Annotated in this window: 18 protein-coding genes; 5 read left to right on the forward strand and 13 right to left on the reverse strand. The window is 68.6% G+C overall.

Annotated features, from left to right (window positions below):
• Position 1: 1 nt before the first annotated feature.
• From repSA to ACFY32_RS00480, 8 genes are all read right to left on the reverse strand, one after another.
• The gene (repSA, locus tag ACFY32_RS00445) at positions 2 to 1,375 is read right to left on the reverse strand and encodes a replication initiator protein RepSA (protein WP_390673041.1); all 1,374 of its coding nucleotides are present in this window, start codon (positions 1,373 to 1,375) and stop codon (positions 2 to 4) included.
• Positions 1,368 to 1,559 carry a hypothetical protein gene (locus ACFY32_RS00450; protein ID WP_390673042.1) on the reverse strand — a complete coding sequence of 64 codons (192 nt, stop codon included), beginning with the start codon at positions 1,557 to 1,559 and terminating at the stop codon, positions 1,368 to 1,370. Before ACFY32_RS00450 ends, repSA begins: the two co-directional genes overlap by 8 nt.
• A 91-nt stretch (positions 1,560 to 1,650) precedes the next feature.
• Positions 1,651 to 1,971 carry a SpdD-like protein gene (locus ACFY32_RS00455; protein ID WP_390673043.1) on the reverse strand — a complete coding sequence of 107 codons (321 nt, stop codon included), beginning with the start codon at positions 1,969 to 1,971 and terminating at the stop codon, positions 1,651 to 1,653.
• A gap of 23 nt (positions 1,972 to 1,994) precedes the next feature.
• Positions 1,995 to 2,150, reverse strand: a complete 156-nt coding sequence (locus ACFY32_RS00460; RefSeq protein WP_137303588.1) for a hypothetical protein — start codon at positions 2,148 to 2,150, stop codon at positions 1,995 to 1,997.
• 14 nt (positions 2,151 to 2,164) lie between these two features.
• Positions 2,165 to 2,356, reverse strand: a complete 192-nt coding sequence (locus ACFY32_RS00465) for a mobile element transfer protein (RefSeq protein ID WP_390673044.1) — start codon at positions 2,354 to 2,356, stop codon at positions 2,165 to 2,167.
• 22 nt (positions 2,357 to 2,378) lie between these two features.
• Positions 2,379 to 3,056 (reverse strand): DUF2637 domain-containing protein, encoded by a 678-nt coding sequence (locus tag ACFY32_RS00470; protein WP_390673045.1) that lies wholly within the window; start codon positions 3,054 to 3,056, stop codon positions 2,379 to 2,381.
• Between the two features lie 82 nt (positions 3,057 to 3,138).
• Positions 3,139 to 4,494 (reverse strand): FtsK/SpoIIIE domain-containing protein, encoded by a 1,356-nt coding sequence (locus ACFY32_RS00475; protein ID WP_390673046.1) that lies wholly within the window; start codon positions 4,492 to 4,494, stop codon positions 3,139 to 3,141.
• 2 nt (positions 4,495 to 4,496) lie between these two features.
• Positions 4,497 to 4,847 carry a hypothetical protein gene (locus tag ACFY32_RS00480; RefSeq protein ID WP_390673047.1) on the reverse strand — a complete coding sequence of 117 codons (351 nt, stop codon included), beginning with the start codon at positions 4,845 to 4,847 and terminating at the stop codon, positions 4,497 to 4,499.
• A 424-nt stretch (positions 4,848 to 5,271) separates the two neighbouring features.
• Here ACFY32_RS00480 and ACFY32_RS00485 point away from each other — a divergent pair, with 424 nt between their 5' ends.
• Positions 5,272 to 6,315, forward strand: a complete 1,044-nt coding sequence (locus ACFY32_RS00485; protein WP_390673225.1) for an XRE family transcriptional regulator — start codon at positions 5,272 to 5,274, stop codon at positions 6,313 to 6,315.
• Here ACFY32_RS00485 and ACFY32_RS00490 read toward each other — a convergent pair.
• The 4 genes from ACFY32_RS00490 to ACFY32_RS00505 form a co-directional block, all read right to left on the reverse strand.
• Positions 6,299 to 7,093 (reverse strand): NUDIX domain-containing protein, encoded by a 795-nt coding sequence (locus ACFY32_RS00490; RefSeq protein ID WP_390673048.1) that lies wholly within the window; start codon positions 7,091 to 7,093, stop codon positions 6,299 to 6,301. The genes ACFY32_RS00485 and ACFY32_RS00490 overlap by 17 nt on opposite strands.
• A gap of 494 nt (positions 7,094 to 7,587) precedes the next feature.
• Positions 7,588 to 8,724 carry a pentapeptide repeat-containing protein gene (locus ACFY32_RS00495; RefSeq protein ID WP_390673049.1) on the reverse strand — a complete coding sequence of 379 codons (1,137 nt, stop codon included), beginning with the start codon at positions 8,722 to 8,724 and terminating at the stop codon, positions 7,588 to 7,590.
• A 301-nt stretch (positions 8,725 to 9,025) separates the two neighbouring features.
• The gene (locus tag ACFY32_RS00500) at positions 9,026 to 9,301 is read right to left on the reverse strand and encodes a hypothetical protein (protein WP_390673050.1); all 276 of its coding nucleotides are present in this window, start codon (positions 9,299 to 9,301) and stop codon (positions 9,026 to 9,028) included.
• 581 nt (positions 9,302 to 9,882) lie between these two features.
• Entirely contained in the window at positions 9,883 to 10,161 is a 279-nt protein-coding gene (locus tag ACFY32_RS00505; protein WP_390673051.1) for a hypothetical protein, read from the reverse strand.
• Between the two features lie 77 nt (positions 10,162 to 10,238).
• Between ACFY32_RS00505 and ACFY32_RS00510 the strand changes: the two genes are divergently transcribed.
• Positions 10,239 to 10,994: a GntR family transcriptional regulator gene (locus ACFY32_RS00510; RefSeq protein ID WP_390673052.1), complete on the forward strand. Its 756-nt coding sequence runs from the start codon at positions 10,239 to 10,241 to the stop codon at positions 10,992 to 10,994.
• A gap of 13 nt (positions 10,995 to 11,007) precedes the next feature.
• Here ACFY32_RS00510 and ACFY32_RS00515 read toward each other — a convergent pair whose 3' ends face one another.
• A complete protein-coding gene (locus tag ACFY32_RS00515) occupies positions 11,008 to 11,511 on the reverse strand; it encodes a hypothetical protein (protein WP_390673053.1) in 504 nt (167 codons plus the stop codon).
• A 235-nt stretch (positions 11,512 to 11,746) separates the two neighbouring features.
• On the opposite strand from ACFY32_RS00515, the gene ettA reads away from it, so the two are divergent.
• From ettA to ACFY32_RS00530, 3 genes are read left to right on the forward strand one after another with little or no spacing between them, the layout of a single operon-like run.
• Entirely contained in the window at positions 11,747 to 13,411 is a 1,665-nt protein-coding gene (ettA, locus tag ACFY32_RS00520; protein WP_359192086.1) for an energy-dependent translational throttle protein EttA, read from the forward strand.
• 6 nt (positions 13,412 to 13,417) lie between these two features.
• Positions 13,418 to 13,831, forward strand: a complete 414-nt coding sequence (locus ACFY32_RS00525; protein WP_359192082.1) for a thioesterase family protein — start codon at positions 13,418 to 13,420, stop codon at positions 13,829 to 13,831.
• Complete coding sequence (locus ACFY32_RS00530) at positions 13,828 to 14,496, forward strand: hypothetical protein (protein WP_359192079.1); 669 nt, start codon at positions 13,828 to 13,830, stop codon at positions 14,494 to 14,496. The genes ACFY32_RS00525 and ACFY32_RS00530 overlap by 4 nt, the downstream gene beginning before the upstream one ends.
• The last annotated feature ends 12 nt before the right edge of the window (positions 14,497 to 14,508 follow it).

Below are 14,508 nucleotides of genomic sequence, written 5' to 3' on the forward strand. Positions count from 1 at the left end.
GTCACCACTCCCTTTCGTCGGTCAACTGGCCGCGTAGGGCTTCGCGGGCGGTTTCACGGTTGCGTTGGAGGTCACGGTGGATGGTGGCGGCGAGGGCGGATTCGCCGGGGGTGTGGCCGTGGCCGGCGTACTGCCAGTCGGCCAGGACGAGCACGGTGTCCGGCGTCTGGTCGTCGATGCCGAGAGCCGCGCGCTCCTGCTCGGCGCGGAAATCGGCGCGTGCCTGGCGCAAGGCTCCGAGGGTCGTCGAGTAGCGGCGGCTCTTGCTGGAGAAGTGGCCGCGGAAGCCGAGCATGTGGGCCCAGGCCCAGAGCCGACGGTCCGGGTACAGCGGGTCCAGGTCGCGGCACGCGGTGATCAGTCGGCGGGCGTGGTCCGGGACGCCGTGACGGTCGAGTTCGGCCAGTTCGCCGATGCGGCGGTCGAGGGTGCCTGTGTTCTCGGCGGCTTTGGTCGCGTACTTGGCGACGTACGAGGCCACGGCCTGTTCGGCCAGGTCCGAGCCGTCGCCGAACGCCTTCACCGGCCGTACGTCGAGCTGTGTGCCCCAGCGGAAGGTGCGCGCGGGTTGGTCTCCGGCAGTCGGGACGGAGACCGAGGTGTAGGAGTGCGCGGCGGCGGCTCGAATGGCGTCGCCGAGGAGCCGCACGCTCGCCCAGGACGGCGGGGCGGAGTCCGGGCCGTCCGGGCCGTCGATGCGGATGACGGCGTGGAAGTGGACGGCGCCGCGTTTCTGGAACTCGGCGACCTTGCCGTAGGAGAGGCGGGCGCACTCGCGCAGTTCCCGTTGGGTGAGGCCGGCGCGGGCGGCGATCTCGCGGCGGAGCCGGTTGGTGAAGCGCTGCCAGAGCTGTCCTGCGTGGTTGTTGAACAGCACCGCGCCCGCGTAGTCGTACGTCTCCGGGTCGAGGGCGGTCCCCAGCTCCGGTGCGTCCGGGGCGTGGCGGGTGCCGCAGCGGCAGGCGCCTCGGTCGGGGCGGTTGTGGACCGGGCCGAAGGAGGGGGCGGTGAACGTGGCGAAGACGCGGGGGTGGTCCCGGACGGTGGTGGGGATGTCGCGGCGGTCGTCTCCGGCGAGGCCGGCGCGGATGAGGTGGTAGGTGTCGCCCGCGTAGGTCCAGGCGCAGGCCGGGCAGCGGGAGGCACGGCGGTTGCCGCAGGCGACGCGGAGCCGTCCGCCGGGCTCAGCGGCGGTGGTGTAGTGGTGCAGGGTGGCGCCGGTGGTCTTGTCCTTGTGGATGGTCCAGCCCGTGAGGTGTACGGGGTCGGCGCAGCCGCCGGTGCGGCGGATCTGGTCCTCCCACCGGTGGTAGTCGGGGGCCGAAGCCACCCTCAGCAGGTCGCCGAGGGTTGTCGGGTCGAGCACGTCAGACACGGGCGCCCTCCCGGTTGCGGCGGGGGGAGGCGGCGCGGGTACCGGTGCCTCGGCAGGCCGGGCAGTGGGTGGTGATGGTGCGCAGGTGGCCGCGCGAGGTGCGTCCGCCGGTGGTGATGGCGGCGGAGGCGAAGCCGTCACAGTTCGGGCAGATTCGGGGCGCCGGGCACATGGGCTGCGGCATTCTGGGAGCTACCTTTCGGTTCCATGGGGTCGGAGGGAGTCGGCGCCCGGGCGGCGGATGCTTGGCGGTATCGGAGCCGCCCGGGGGCCGGTCAGCGACGCTTGCCGTCGGCGTTGAGCAGCGAGCGCAGGACGACCGCGCATACGGCGACCGAGGCGCCGGTGATGGCGACCGCCAAGAGCATGGAGACCAGGACGGCGCCGACGACCAGGACCACGGCCGTGCCGCCGCTGACGAGGGCGAGCGTGGTGCCGGGGGTGAGCTGCAGGACCGGGCGGGAGGGTGCCGGCGCGGCGGAAGCTGGCGACGGGACCGGGGCGCCGGGCGTGATGGTGGTCGGCTCGACGACGGTGGCGGGCGGTGTGGCCGGGGTGATCGGCTGGGGCATGGTCGGGAGCTTGGGCCGGAGCATGAAGGGTTCTCCTCTCGTACGGCTTACTTGACGGCGGTGTCGATGACGGGGGCCAGGAGGCTGTCGGCGAGGAGGTAGCCGCCGAGGAGGAGTACGGCGATGAGCCACCAGGGCGGGCGGATGAGCTTGACGCCGAGGACTCCGACGCAGAGCAAGGCGAGCCAGAGCGGAACGTCCATGACAGAACCTCCGGTCAGTTGACGCGGCAGCGGTGGGTACGGGCGGCGAGCTGAGCGGCGGACCGGCTGGAGTAGTCGGCGGACCAGCCGCAGCGGTCGTTGGTGCACACGGCGGCGTGTTTCGTGCGTCCGTTGTGGTCGCGGTGGGTGCCGATCTGCACCGGTCCGATCCGCATCACGGAGTGGAAGTGGTCGCGGGCAGGCATGACGGTCGGGCTCCTTCCGGGGTCAATCGAGCTGGGCGGCGATGGCGGCGGCGAGCTGGGGCGGGACGCCGAGGCGGGCGCGGAGGGTGTCGGGGTCGATCGGCGTGCCGGTCCGCTGCTCGTGGTCGTCGGCGACCTTGCGGGCGTGGTCGACGAGCGCGGCCGGGACGGGCGGGATGTCCGTCGTGGGCGGTGCCGGGGCCGGCCGAGAGGCGTGGGCGGGAAGTGCCGGGGTTTCCTCGACATCGGGCGCCACGGGTGCGGCCCGCTCTTCCTGGTCGACCTCGACAGTCGGGGCTTCAGGGTGGGAGCGCGCAGGCGCTTCCGGCTCAGCCTGGCCGGGACTGTGAGCAAGGAGCGTGCCGCCCATGAAGGCCAGCGCGGGCCAGGCGGCGACGAGGATGCGCAGCCAGGCCGGGACGGCGCGCAGGTCGAGGAGGCCGGCGGTGGCGACGTTGGCGCCTAGCGAGGCGACCAGGGCGATGACGAACCAACACCAGGCCAGCCGGGTCGGTCCGTCGGTGCGCAGTCGGCGCCAGGCGGCGACCAGGAGCAGGTCGACGCTGATCGGGTAGGCCCAGGCTTTCCAGCCGTCCTGTCCCGCAGCGGCGGCGAGGTCGTGGAGGTGAGCGAAGGACAGCGCCCCGGCGATGACGGCCTGGACCAGGACGGCGTCGGCGCGGAGTGCGGGGCGGGCCATCACGGGTTCCTTCCTGTCGTCAGGCATGGGAGGGGTAGGGACCTGGCGTGAAGGCGGTCACGCCGACCGGACGGGGTGGGTGTCAGGCGGTGGCCGGGGCTGTCTTGGACAGCCGGACCCGGGCCGGGGGCACCGCGGCGACGGCGGGACGGAAGGCCGCCAGAGCAGGCACGTCGGGGGTGCGGTGCGCGTGCTTGTTGCAGATGTTCACGGCCTCACGCAGTGAGGTGTGCGGGGCGCGGATGCGGTGCCAGCCGCCGGTGGAGTCCCCGGCGATGGCCAGGCCACGGGTCTCGGCCGGTATCTGGATCGCGGCCAGTACGGCATCGGGAGCGATGTCGCCGAAGGCCATGTTGGCACTGGTCTCGTCGTTGACGCGGTGGGCGGTGCGGCCGGTGAGCTGGGCGCGGAGCATGGTGATGCCCTTGCCCAGTTCGGAGCCGAAGCGCTGCCCGCAAATCTCCAGGTAGATGCCGGCGGCGCGGCCGAGCTGGGCGAGGCGGACCAGGGCGGTGATGATCCGGTCCCGGCGCTTCTCCTCGTCCTTCGTGGCGTACAGGGCGAGTTCGGCGACCTCGTCGACGAGCACCACGACCGGCACCGGGCGCAGCTCCTCGGGCAGGTCCCAGATGTCGGCGGCGATCTCCGCGTCCGGCACAGCGACGCTGATGCGCTGTTCGGCCCGGATGAGCTGGTAGACGTCCTGCATGTGCCCGACCAGGGCTTCCAGCAGTTCCAGGGCGGTGTCGGGGTTGTCGGCCAGCGCGGAGAACCGGCGGGCCAGCGGGAACAGCTCCACCCCTTGCTTGCAGTCGATGCCGACCAGGGCGACGTGGTGCGGGGCGAGCCCGGCGACGAGGTGGCGTTGGTAGACCGACTTGCCGGACTCCGTGGCACCGAGCGTCAGCCCATGCGGTACGGCCCGGTAGTCGCGGTAGTGCACGGAACCGTCCTCGCGCAGGGCGACCGGAACGCGCATCGGCCGGGTGTCGAGCCGCGCAGGCATCTGCACCCGCTTGAGCACGTCGTACCCGGTCATCCGCAGCTCCACCACACCGGACCGGATCTCGCGGGAGGTGACGCCGTACAGACCGAAGGAGTGCCGGAGCCGATCCGTGACGGCGGCCACGTCGAAGGCGTCCTGCCCCGGCTTGAGCTTGAGCCGCAGCACCAGGCCGGTCCGGGTCGGCCGCAACCGCAGGATGCGCGGCGGCCGGGACTCCGGAACCTCCCGCCCGGTCATCCGAGCCAGGGCCAGGCGCCAACGGGCCGGCGGAACGGTCAGCCCACACGCGTCCATCACGGATGAGTACCGGACCAGCACCCGCAGCATGGCGAAGGTGACCCCGAACGACAGCCAGTACCAGGCGGGGCGCCGCCACCGCAGGAGACCCGCAGCGGCGGCGACCAGCGCCCCAGTGACCATTAACCAGGCCATGATCAGGCCGCCTTGGCGCCCGCAGCGGCCAGCGAGGTCACGGCGACCGCGCGGAAGGCGATCCCGTGCCGCTTCTGCCCGTTGAACTCGTTCTCCCACGGCCGGGCGATCAGGCCCGTCAGCGCAACCGGGGTGCCCATGGCCAGGTCGTCGGAGATGCCGGTCTCCGGGACGGTGATGGACAGGATCTCGACATCGTCGTTGGCCGCGAACATCACGTCGACGGTCATCAGCTTGGCACCGGTCTCAGCATCGGTGGCGATCTCACCGGTACGGCGGTCACGGATCTTGACCTGTGGCGTCTTGGCGACCATGACGACGGCGGAGGAGGTGTCGACAGGAATCTGGCGCATGATGGATGTCCCTTCCGAGGGCGGGAGCGGCGTACTTGCTTGGCGGTGGGTCGCCGCTCCTGACGTTGATGGAGTGCCGCAGCAAAGCTGCGGAGATTTCGCACTTCTCACTGGTGCGCACCAGTAGGTTGCAACTGGTGCGCACCAGATGTCAAGCGCTGTCGCGTGTCCGACGCCTCAACTCGCCTGACTGCGACACCTCCAGGGAACCGCGTCCGGCAACGGGCCGGTAGCCAACAAGGGTTAACAGCAGACCGGTTAACCCCTGTCGACCTGCACCGACGTGAGGCATCCTGCTGTTACGGCTCAACCCCCCTACGCGAAGCGGCAGTACGCGATGAGTGGACTCAAGGCAGCGAGAACGGCACGGGACTGGTCACAGGAGCGGCTCGTACGGGAGATCGAGCGCCATGCCCGCCAGCACATGATCACCGTCGCCTCGACCGCGAGTTTGCGAGTGTACGTATCGGAGTGGGAGAACGGCCGCCGGACGATCTCCAGCCGTTACGCCAAGATCCTGCGAGCGCTGCTCGGAGTCACCGACGCCGAGCTGACGGGCGAACCGCAGTCGCCGCCGGCACTCGCCACGGCCGACGGGTACGACGAACTGATCGGCCGGATCGACGAGGCGCGGAACGTCAGCCTGACCATGGTCAAGACGTTCATGGACCAGACCGAGCTGCTGCGGACCATCGACCGGCAGATGGGCGCCGCCAGCCTGGTCGACGAGATGACCGCTCACCTGTCACGGCTGGAGGACGCCCTCACCTTCGCGGTACTTCCGGAGACCCGCCGCCCCGTCGCCCGGGCCCTGGCCGGAGCGGCGACCCTGGCGGCCTGGCAAGCCCTGGACGTCGGTGCCGTGGAACGAGCGTGGCGCCACTACGAGCTGGGCAAACGCGCCGCCCAGGAGGCCGAGGAACCCATGTACCTCGCGCACGCCACCGCCGAACAGGCGTACGTGCTCTGCGACGCGGGACGCCCCGAAATGGCGGTGCAACTGGTCCGGGACGCCCAACGGCTCGGCGGAAAGGGCATGTCTCCGCGCCTCAGGGCCTGGCTGTACGCGGCGGAGGCCGAGATCTGCGCCAGAGCCGGACTCCCCGACGACTGCCGGCGGGCACTTGAGCTGGCGATGAGGCACCTACCCGCAGGGAAGGAGGCCCGCGACCCCGACATGCTGAGCATCTTCCTCAACGAGGGCCACCTCACCCGGTGGCGCGGCAGCGCCCTCGCGCTGATCGGCGACGCCGACGCGGTGGACAGCCTGTACAACGCGCTCGAAACAGCCGACCCCACGTTCATCAGGGCGTCGGCGGGACTCCGCTGCGACTTGGCGCAAGCCCACCTGGCTCGCGGCGAGTACGACGAGGCACAGAAGCACCTGCGGCAAGCCCGGCTGGTGGCGAGCCGGACCAGGTCAGTGCGTCACAAGCGACGCATCGAGCAGCTCATGCAGCGCTTGTAGGCGAGGCGCCAGCACCCCGCGAGGCCAGCACATGAAGCAGGGCGACCAAGGTGCCGGACCCCATCAGCTCTCCCCGGGCCATCAACCCGGGGATGTCGGCCAGAGGCACCCAGGCGATATGCCCGGCCTCTTCCAGATCGGTCGGCTCCCCGATGAGCTTGGCTCCGTGCCCGACGAAGATCTCATGCGGTGAGTCGACCATGCCGACCATGGGCTGGTACGTGATGACATGCTCCAGGGCGTTCGGCCGCCACCCGGTCTCTTCCTCGACTTCTCGCATGGCGGTCTGAAGAGGCTCCTCGCCCTCATCGACGATGCCGCCGGGCAGCTCCCAGCCGAAGGCATCAGGGACGAAGCGGTACCGCCACAGCATGAGCACCCGATCTTGGTCGTCGATGACCGCGGCGATGGCCACATGGTCGAGCCTGACGACATGGTGTTCGAAGCGCTCGACCCCGGGCGGTTCGACGTCGACAAGGCTCAGCTTCACCCAGCGGTTGTCGTACAACGTCCGCTCGCCATGGATTTGCCAGGGTTCCACGTCGGTCGGCGCCTCGGTCGTCACGGATCGATCCGGCACCCGGTAGGAGCTACGACCGTGAACCTCGACGACGCCCTCAGCAACGAGCTTGGCCAGCACCTGACGTAGGGCCGTTCGGCCGATCTCCAGCTCCTCCGACAGAGTCCGCTCAGACGGGAGCTTGGAACCTGGCGAGTACTTGCCCGTAGCGATCCACTCACGAATCGTGCGGTAGACCCGCTCCGACTTCGGTCCCATCCGCTGAGCACTCTCCTGCCGTCGTGTCGAGTATCCGACCCAAGCCTAGCCACGTGCCTACTCACATGAGTAGGCATCACCCGACGACGACACCCAGCATGAGCGCGGTAGAACTTTCCCTACTTCATCAAGGCCCGCGCACGGCGCGGGCGCGCGCCGCCTCTGCGGCGCGGCCTGCCTCCTGTCTTCGCCCCGGCTGGCCGCGCCCGGCGGCGCGCTGCGTGCATGCGGGCCGAGGTAGGAAACCCCTCTGTGGCTGGGGCGGTCGGCTCCACGGCTTTAGGCAGCCAATTTGGCGCGAGCCTCGAAGATCATGGCCCAAGATCGGGCACTAACGGGCAGGCTTACAAACCTGCCCGATCCGCTGGCTAGCGTAATGGGTCATGATCACTCGCGCCAAATCAGCTCCAGCCCAAAGCCGCTCCACCGACCTCCGAGGCGCAACTGCCCGTAAGCAAGCAGTGATACGGTCTGGCGCTGAGGTAGCTTAATCTCTATCCTTCCTCCTCAGAAGATTCAGGCGAGGATTCAGGGAGAAGGGTGTCACCATTACAAATGGCCAAGTCGAGGATGCTCGAAGTTATCCCCTTCGTCGTTCGGAGATCAGCATTCCGAAAGTCGGCGCCCTGCAAATTTGCGGCCTCAACTTGAGCTTCGTTCAGAGAGGCATTCAAAAATGAAGCCTTAGGAAGTTCACACCGCACGAGCGCAACCCTCCCCATATCGGCGCCAGTGAAGTCGACGCCTTCACCCTCAGCCTTCCAAAGAGACACACGCGTCATGTCGGAATCAGCAAATGTGGCCCCGTCGATGCGTGTGTCGCCCAAAAATGCATCCGTCAAATCCGATCGTGAGAAGTACGCACAGCGTAGCGACGCCCGGTGGAAATAGGCAGTCTGCAGCAAGCAATTGCTGAAGTCGACATGATCAAACACCGCATCCGTTAGCTCTGCCCCTCGTAGATCCGTATGGCGCAGATCAATGAAGTCGGTTTTCTCTTCATGGATGCGACGACGCCCCAGCACAGTAAGGGCGGCTTGCACATCTTCCTGTGGCCTTCTTTGGTCATCGGGTCCGACTAGTCCGTCTGTTTTTTCAATGGCAGCGTGGTCTCGAATGAAAGCCGCAAGTACCTCTACCGCAGTTGAGCGATCCTTATCCGAATCCCACATTATACGTTCGAGTGAGTAAATGCCGCCTAGTCTTTGAGTGAGTTTATCGGCAGAGAGAAGTTTGATCGCTTCCACATATCGCTCGGTGACCTGCCCTTCCCGAGTAAGTTCTGCTTGTTCACGGTCCTTGGCCTGCGTGTGAGCGAACTGCGCTTGGGCATGCACGAACTGGTCTTGAGTAAGAAAAAAATGGGCTTGTCCTTGTTCGTACTGCTGCTGCGCCAACTGATGGTTGCGGTGTGTGTAATATAGGCCAAACACAGCAATAGCCCCTGCGCCGAGGGCGACGAGCATGGTACGGAAGCCAGTGATGACGACACCGTCGGCGGGCTGGAGGTTCTGAGTGCGCAGATGGTCACCGTCAAACCACCAAGGCCCGCGCCACAGGAGCAGGGCGTACCCAACGACCACAAGTGCGAGGACAACACCGAGCGCAGTCCGCTTCACCTTCCGTTTCATGGCAAGCAGCATGGCATTGGGCCCCGCCTCCAACCGTGAATAGTCCCGTCCTCAGAGCAGAAATTGAGCTTGCACGACCAGCTTTGAGCGCCCTCCCGGGCCGTCATAGGGCCGCGGAAGGACGCCTAGCGTTGACCAACGCCGACAGCTACCGACAGCTCAGCAGCAGGTCAGGGTGTTGATCGATAAGACGGTCGCAGGTCACGGCCGCCGGTGATCAGTTGTGGCCGTACTGATTGAGTGGCCGGCGGAGGGACGAAGTGCGGTCGGCAGATGCACGTTCAGAGGGGCGCAGGCAGTGTCAGCGGCACCCGCGGCTCGTTGCCACGCGCAGTACGTCTCGCAGGGCGCCTGCCAACTGGGCGGCGAGGAGGAACAGGTCCTCCTCGGTGTCGGGGTCGTCGTCGAGTGTCTCTCGGGCCTCTTCCAGGAGATCAGCCGCCATTGCGAGTTGCTCCGCCTCGATGCGGTCGGCGAGGCGGGACACCAAGCCGACGTCGTTGTCTGTGCTCAGGTAGCAGGGCTCACCTTCCGGTCCTGCCCACGGCAGGAGCCTGAGCTGGTCCTGTGGCGTCATCCGTTAGTCCGCCTTTCGGTGATCGGGGTGGTGGGCGTCGGCGGGTCTCCGGGTGCGCCGTCGTTCGGTGGCCCGCCCGTGGGCGCCGGTGCCGAGTGGCACGGGCAGTCGCAGGCTTCGTAGATCACGGGGACATCCACCGGTGCCGAAGCCGGAGAGGACTCCGAGCACGCCAGGTGTCTTCCGATCCGGCATGCGACGGAGCGGTAGGGGGCAGGCGTCGCGTCCAGGTGGGGCCCGTGGTGTCGGGAGGTCATCAGCGAAACCCCAGAAGAGCGGTCCGGGCGTCGGCCGGCAGGTGAGGTGCGATGACGATCGACGGGTGCGGTCGACTGGCACGTTCCTGAGCTAGGACGTACGGCCGGACCAGGGCAACGTCCTCGCCTCTGAGTAAGTGCTGATGGCGCGTACGGGCGGGGGCCGTCAGGGTGAGGGTTTGATCATCTGCGGGTGTGCGGGGAGTCGGGCAGGCCGGGGGGTTCAGGGGCGCCCGGGGTCGACGGTGTTTGCCCTTGGGGGAGTGTCGGGTCCTGATGAGGGAGATGGCGTGACGGATGTATTCGAGCACGCTGGATCAGCTCCTAGTGCTGATGAGCCGGGTCCCCGGCGTCGTCCGTCGAGGGGACCGCTTTGTGTACGACCGCCCATAAGGTGCGGTCGCCCAGGCTGGTGGCGAGGAGGCCGAACCGGTCGGCCTCGGCCACCGCTTCCAGGGCCTCCCTCCATGACTCGGCGGAGAGCGCTTCCGGCACCTCCGCCTCGACCGTGGTGAAGCGGGCGTGTTCCTCCACGCGTGTGGGGAGTCCGGCGGCGGACAGTCGGGCGGCGATGGCCGCCGCGCTCACTCGCGAAGCGGGCACAGGCAGCCTCCGTCACCAGCGATCACTTTCAGTGAAGCTAGTTAACTAGGTTAGAGCTAGTGGACTAGATTTTCCACATGCCTGAGCAGCCGCCTTACCTCCGCGTCGCCGACGAACTGCGGCGGCGGATCGCGGAGCACGTCTGGGAGCCGGGAGACCGCCTGCCCTCACGCGCCCAGATCGGCCAGGAGTACGGCGTGGGCGAGAACGTCGTCCGCAGGGCGCAGGAGCTGCTGATCTCGCAAGGCGTGCTGGAGGGGCGAGCCGGATCGGGGACCTATGTCGCCGAGCCCCGTCAGCGGGTGCGGATCGTTCGGTCGTCGGCGCGTGAGCGTCCCACCGGGTCGCCGTTCCGCGCCGACATGAAGGTCCTCGGCAAGCAGGGTGACTGGGAGAGCCGGACTGACGCCAAGGTGCCGGCCCCGGCGGACATCGCGGCACGGCTCGGCATCGACGAAGGCGCCCTGTGCGTCCGTACGTCGTACGAGTTCCTGGCCGACGGCAGGCCCGTGCAGCTCTCCACGAGCTGGGAGCCGTACGACCTCACCGCCGGCACCCTCGTCGTCCTTCCCGAGGGCGGGCCGCACGCCGGGGCGGGTGTCGTGAACCGGATGGCCGCCATCGGCATCACCGTCAGCCACGCCGTCGAGCAGCCGGAGCCCAGGCAGGCGACCGCCGAGGAGGCGTCGCTGCTCGGAATTCAAAAGGCCGCGCTCGTCACGCACATCCGGCGGACCTACTACAGCGACCAGGGGCGGCCGGTCGAGACGGCGGACATCGTCGTGCCCGCCGCTCACTGCGAGATCGTCTACGAAATTCCGATCAACCGGTAGGGCGCCTCCCCGCTTACGTAGCTGAGCTGAGCCAGTCGGCCAGTGTTGTGAGGTCGGCGGTAGTGAGACCCCTTTCCGGGGCGACACGATGCAGAAGTGAAGGCCCGGGGCGCGCGGCAGCCACCCAGAGGCGGTCAATGTCGCTGATCTCGTCGTCGACCCAGATGAACGGTCGATGGTCGGCCCACGCGACAAGGTGGGGTGTCTTCCAGTGCAGGCCACGGGGAACGGCGTCCGCGCTGCGGTCCGGCCACGGCACCACCGGCAGGCGCGGCAGCCCGATGAGCGGGGCGATGATCGTGTTCGCGTCCTCTCCCCATGTCGTCGCCCACACCAGGTCGCAGCCCAGGGCCATCAGTCCGGGCCCGATCCCGGCGTCGAGGCGATCGAGGAGCGGGTGCCCTTGAGTCACTGAGGCCGACGCAGCGGGGACCGGGCGGTCGGGCGACGAGCCGAAGGGGATCAGCGGGCCGTCCACGTCGAGGAAGAGGATGGGCCGATCCGGTGTGCTTGTCACGGCGGAACCATAGACCGGCACCGGGGGGCTTGATCGTTCCCGGGCCGTCCATGGGCCGTCCAAGGGGGACCGAGGCCGACCGGCGACGACCGTCACCGACGGACGAGCAACCGCCGCTCGCAGGAAAGCCCCAGGTCAGCGCCCCCGCCGGGAACGTATTTCCTCCCAGGGGTGGCGGTGCGGCAAGATGGGGTGTATCTGCCCACTGCCTGATTAAGCTGCCGGACGGTTTCTCTTGGCTGAGTTCATTTACACCATGCGCAAGGCGCGTAAGGCGCACGGCGACAAGGTGATCCTCGATGACGTCACTCTGAACTTCCTGCCGGGGGCGAAGATCGGTGTCGTCGGCCCGAACGGTGCCGGTAAGTCGACCGTGCTGAAGATCATGGCCGGGCTGGAGCAGCCGTCGAACGGGGACGCGTTCCTGTCGCCCGGCTACACCGTCGGCATCCTCCTCCAGGAGCCCCCGCTCAACGAGGAGAAGACCGTCCTGGAGAACGTCCAGGAGGGTGTCGCCGAGATCAAGGGCAAGCTCGACCGGTTCAACGAGATCGCCGAGCTGATGGCCACCGACTACTCCGACGCGCTGCTGGAGGAGATGGGCAAGCTCCAGGAGGAGCTGGACCACGCCAACGCGTGGGACCTCGACGCCCAGCTCGAGCAGGCCATGGACGCGCTGGGCTGCCCGCCCGGCGACTGGCCCGTGGTGAACCTCTCCGGTGGTGAGAAGCGGCGCGTGGCGCTGTGCAAGCTGCTGCTGGAGGCGCCCGACCTGCTGCTCCTCGACGAGCCCACCAACCACCTCGACGCCGAGTCGGTGAACTGGCTGGAGCAGCACCTCGCCAAGTACGAGGGCACCGTCGTGGCCGTGACCCACGACCGGTACTTCCTGGACAACGTGGCCGGATGGATCTGCGAGGTCGACCGCGGCCGGCTGCACGGCTACGAGGGCAACTACTCCAAGTACCTGGAGACCAAGGCCGCCCGGCTCAAGGTCGAGGGCCAGAAGGACGCCAAGCGGCAGAAGCGGCTGAAGGACGAGTTGGAGTGGGTGCGCTCCAACGCCAAGGGGCGGCAGGCCAAGTCCAAGGCCCGGCTGGCCCGGTACGAGGAGATGGCCGCCGAGGCCGACAAGATGCGGAAGCTGGACTTCGAGGAGATCCAGATCCCGCCGGGCCCCCGCCTGGGCAGCGTCGTCGTCGAGGTCAACAACCTCACCAAGGGCTTCGGCGACAAGCTGCTCATCGACGACCTCTCCTTCACGCTGCCGCGGAACGGGATCGTCGGCATCATCGGTCCGAACGGCGCCGGCAAGACGACCCTGTTCAAGATGATCCAGGGCATCGAGGAGCCGGACTCCGGCAGCATCAAGGTCGGCGAGACCGTCAAGATCTCCTACGTCGACCAGAGCCGCGAGAACATCGACCCCAAGAAGACCCTGTGGGCCGTCGTCTCCGACGAGCTGGACTACATCAACGTGGGGCAGGTGGAGATGCCGTCCCGCGCGTACGTCTCCGCCTTCGGGTTCAAGGGCCCGGACCAGCAGAAGCCGGCCGGGGTGCTCTCCGGCGGTGAGCGCAACCGGCTGAACCTCGCGCTCACCCTGAAGCAGGGCGGCAACCTGCTGCTCCTCGACGAGCCGACCAACGACCTCGACGTCGAGACCCTGAGCAGCCTGGAGAACGCGCTGCTGGAGTTCCCCGGGTGCGCCGTGGTCGTCTCCCACGACCGGTGGTTCCTGGACCGGGTCGCCACCCACATCCTCGCCTATGAGGGCGAGAGCAAGTGGTTCTGGTTCGAGGGCAACTTCGAGTCCTACGAGAAGAACAAGATCGAGCGGCTCGGCGCCGACGCCGCCCGCCCGCACCGCGCCACCCACAAGAAGCTGACCCGGGGCTGATCGATCTTGCGGCACATCTACCGCTGCCCACTGCGCTGGGCGGACATGGACGCGTACGGGCACGTCAACAACGTGGTCTTCCTGCGCTACCTGGAGGAAGCCCGGATCGACTTCCTGTTCCGCCCGGACAAGGACTTCCAGCAGGGGTCGGTGGTGGCGCGCCACGAGATCGACTACAAGCGGCAGCTCGTCCACCGGCACGCGCCCGTGGACATCGAGCTGTGGGTCAAGGAGATACGGGCCGCGTCCTTCACCCTCGCCTACGAGGTGAAGGACGGCGACCAGATCTACGTCCGGGCCTCCACGGTGATCGTGCCGTTCGACTTCCAGGCCCAGCGGCCCCGCCGGATCACCGCGGAGGAACGGGAGTTCCTCAAGGAGTACCGGGACGACCACGAGGAGGAGGCCGTCGCCGCATGACGGTGCTCCACCTGGCCGACGAGGGGGAGGCGGCGGACCTCGCGGCCTTCCTCTCCCGGCTGCTGCACTACGACCGTTCGGCCGCGGTGCGGCTGCAGGCCGTCGGCACCGCGCTCGCCGTCTTCGGCCGGCCGCCGTCCTTCGAGGTGCTGACGATCCGCGCGGCCCGGCTCGCCAAGCCGTACGAGGACGGGCTCGACACCGCCCTCGACGTCACCGTGTCCGCCGGTGAGCTGCTGGAGTCGGTCGAGGAGTCGGCCGCGACCTGTGCCGTGCCCGGAGCGGTGACCGGGCCGCCCTGGGCGGGTGTCCTGCCCCCGCGCGGCAACTGGCGGCCCGAGCCGGGGCTGCCGTCCCTGGACGCCCTGCGCGCGCTGGTCGGCGCCGGGGTCGCCGAGTTCAGGTCCCGTACGGGTGAGCTGGCGCCGGAGCGGCGGACCCGGGCCGAGCTGGACCGGATCGGCCGGGACATATGGTCGCGCACGGTGGCCGGCACCGGGCTGCCGGTCCGGGCCGTGCACGCCGCCCAGTCGCTGGGCTTCCTGCGCGGCGCGGGCGGTCTCGGCCTGGTCTCCTCGGGGGCGTGGCTGCGGCTGCGCACCCCGTACGGTTCCGTCGCCGTCCGGCGGGCGGGGACCGGGACGCTCGGCATCAGCGTGGCCTGAGCGGGGCCCGGA

This window comes from Streptomyces sp. NPDC000134 (assembly GCF_042899225.1).
Classification (GTDB): domain Bacteria; phylum Actinomycetota; class Actinomycetes; order Streptomycetales; family Streptomycetaceae; genus Streptomyces.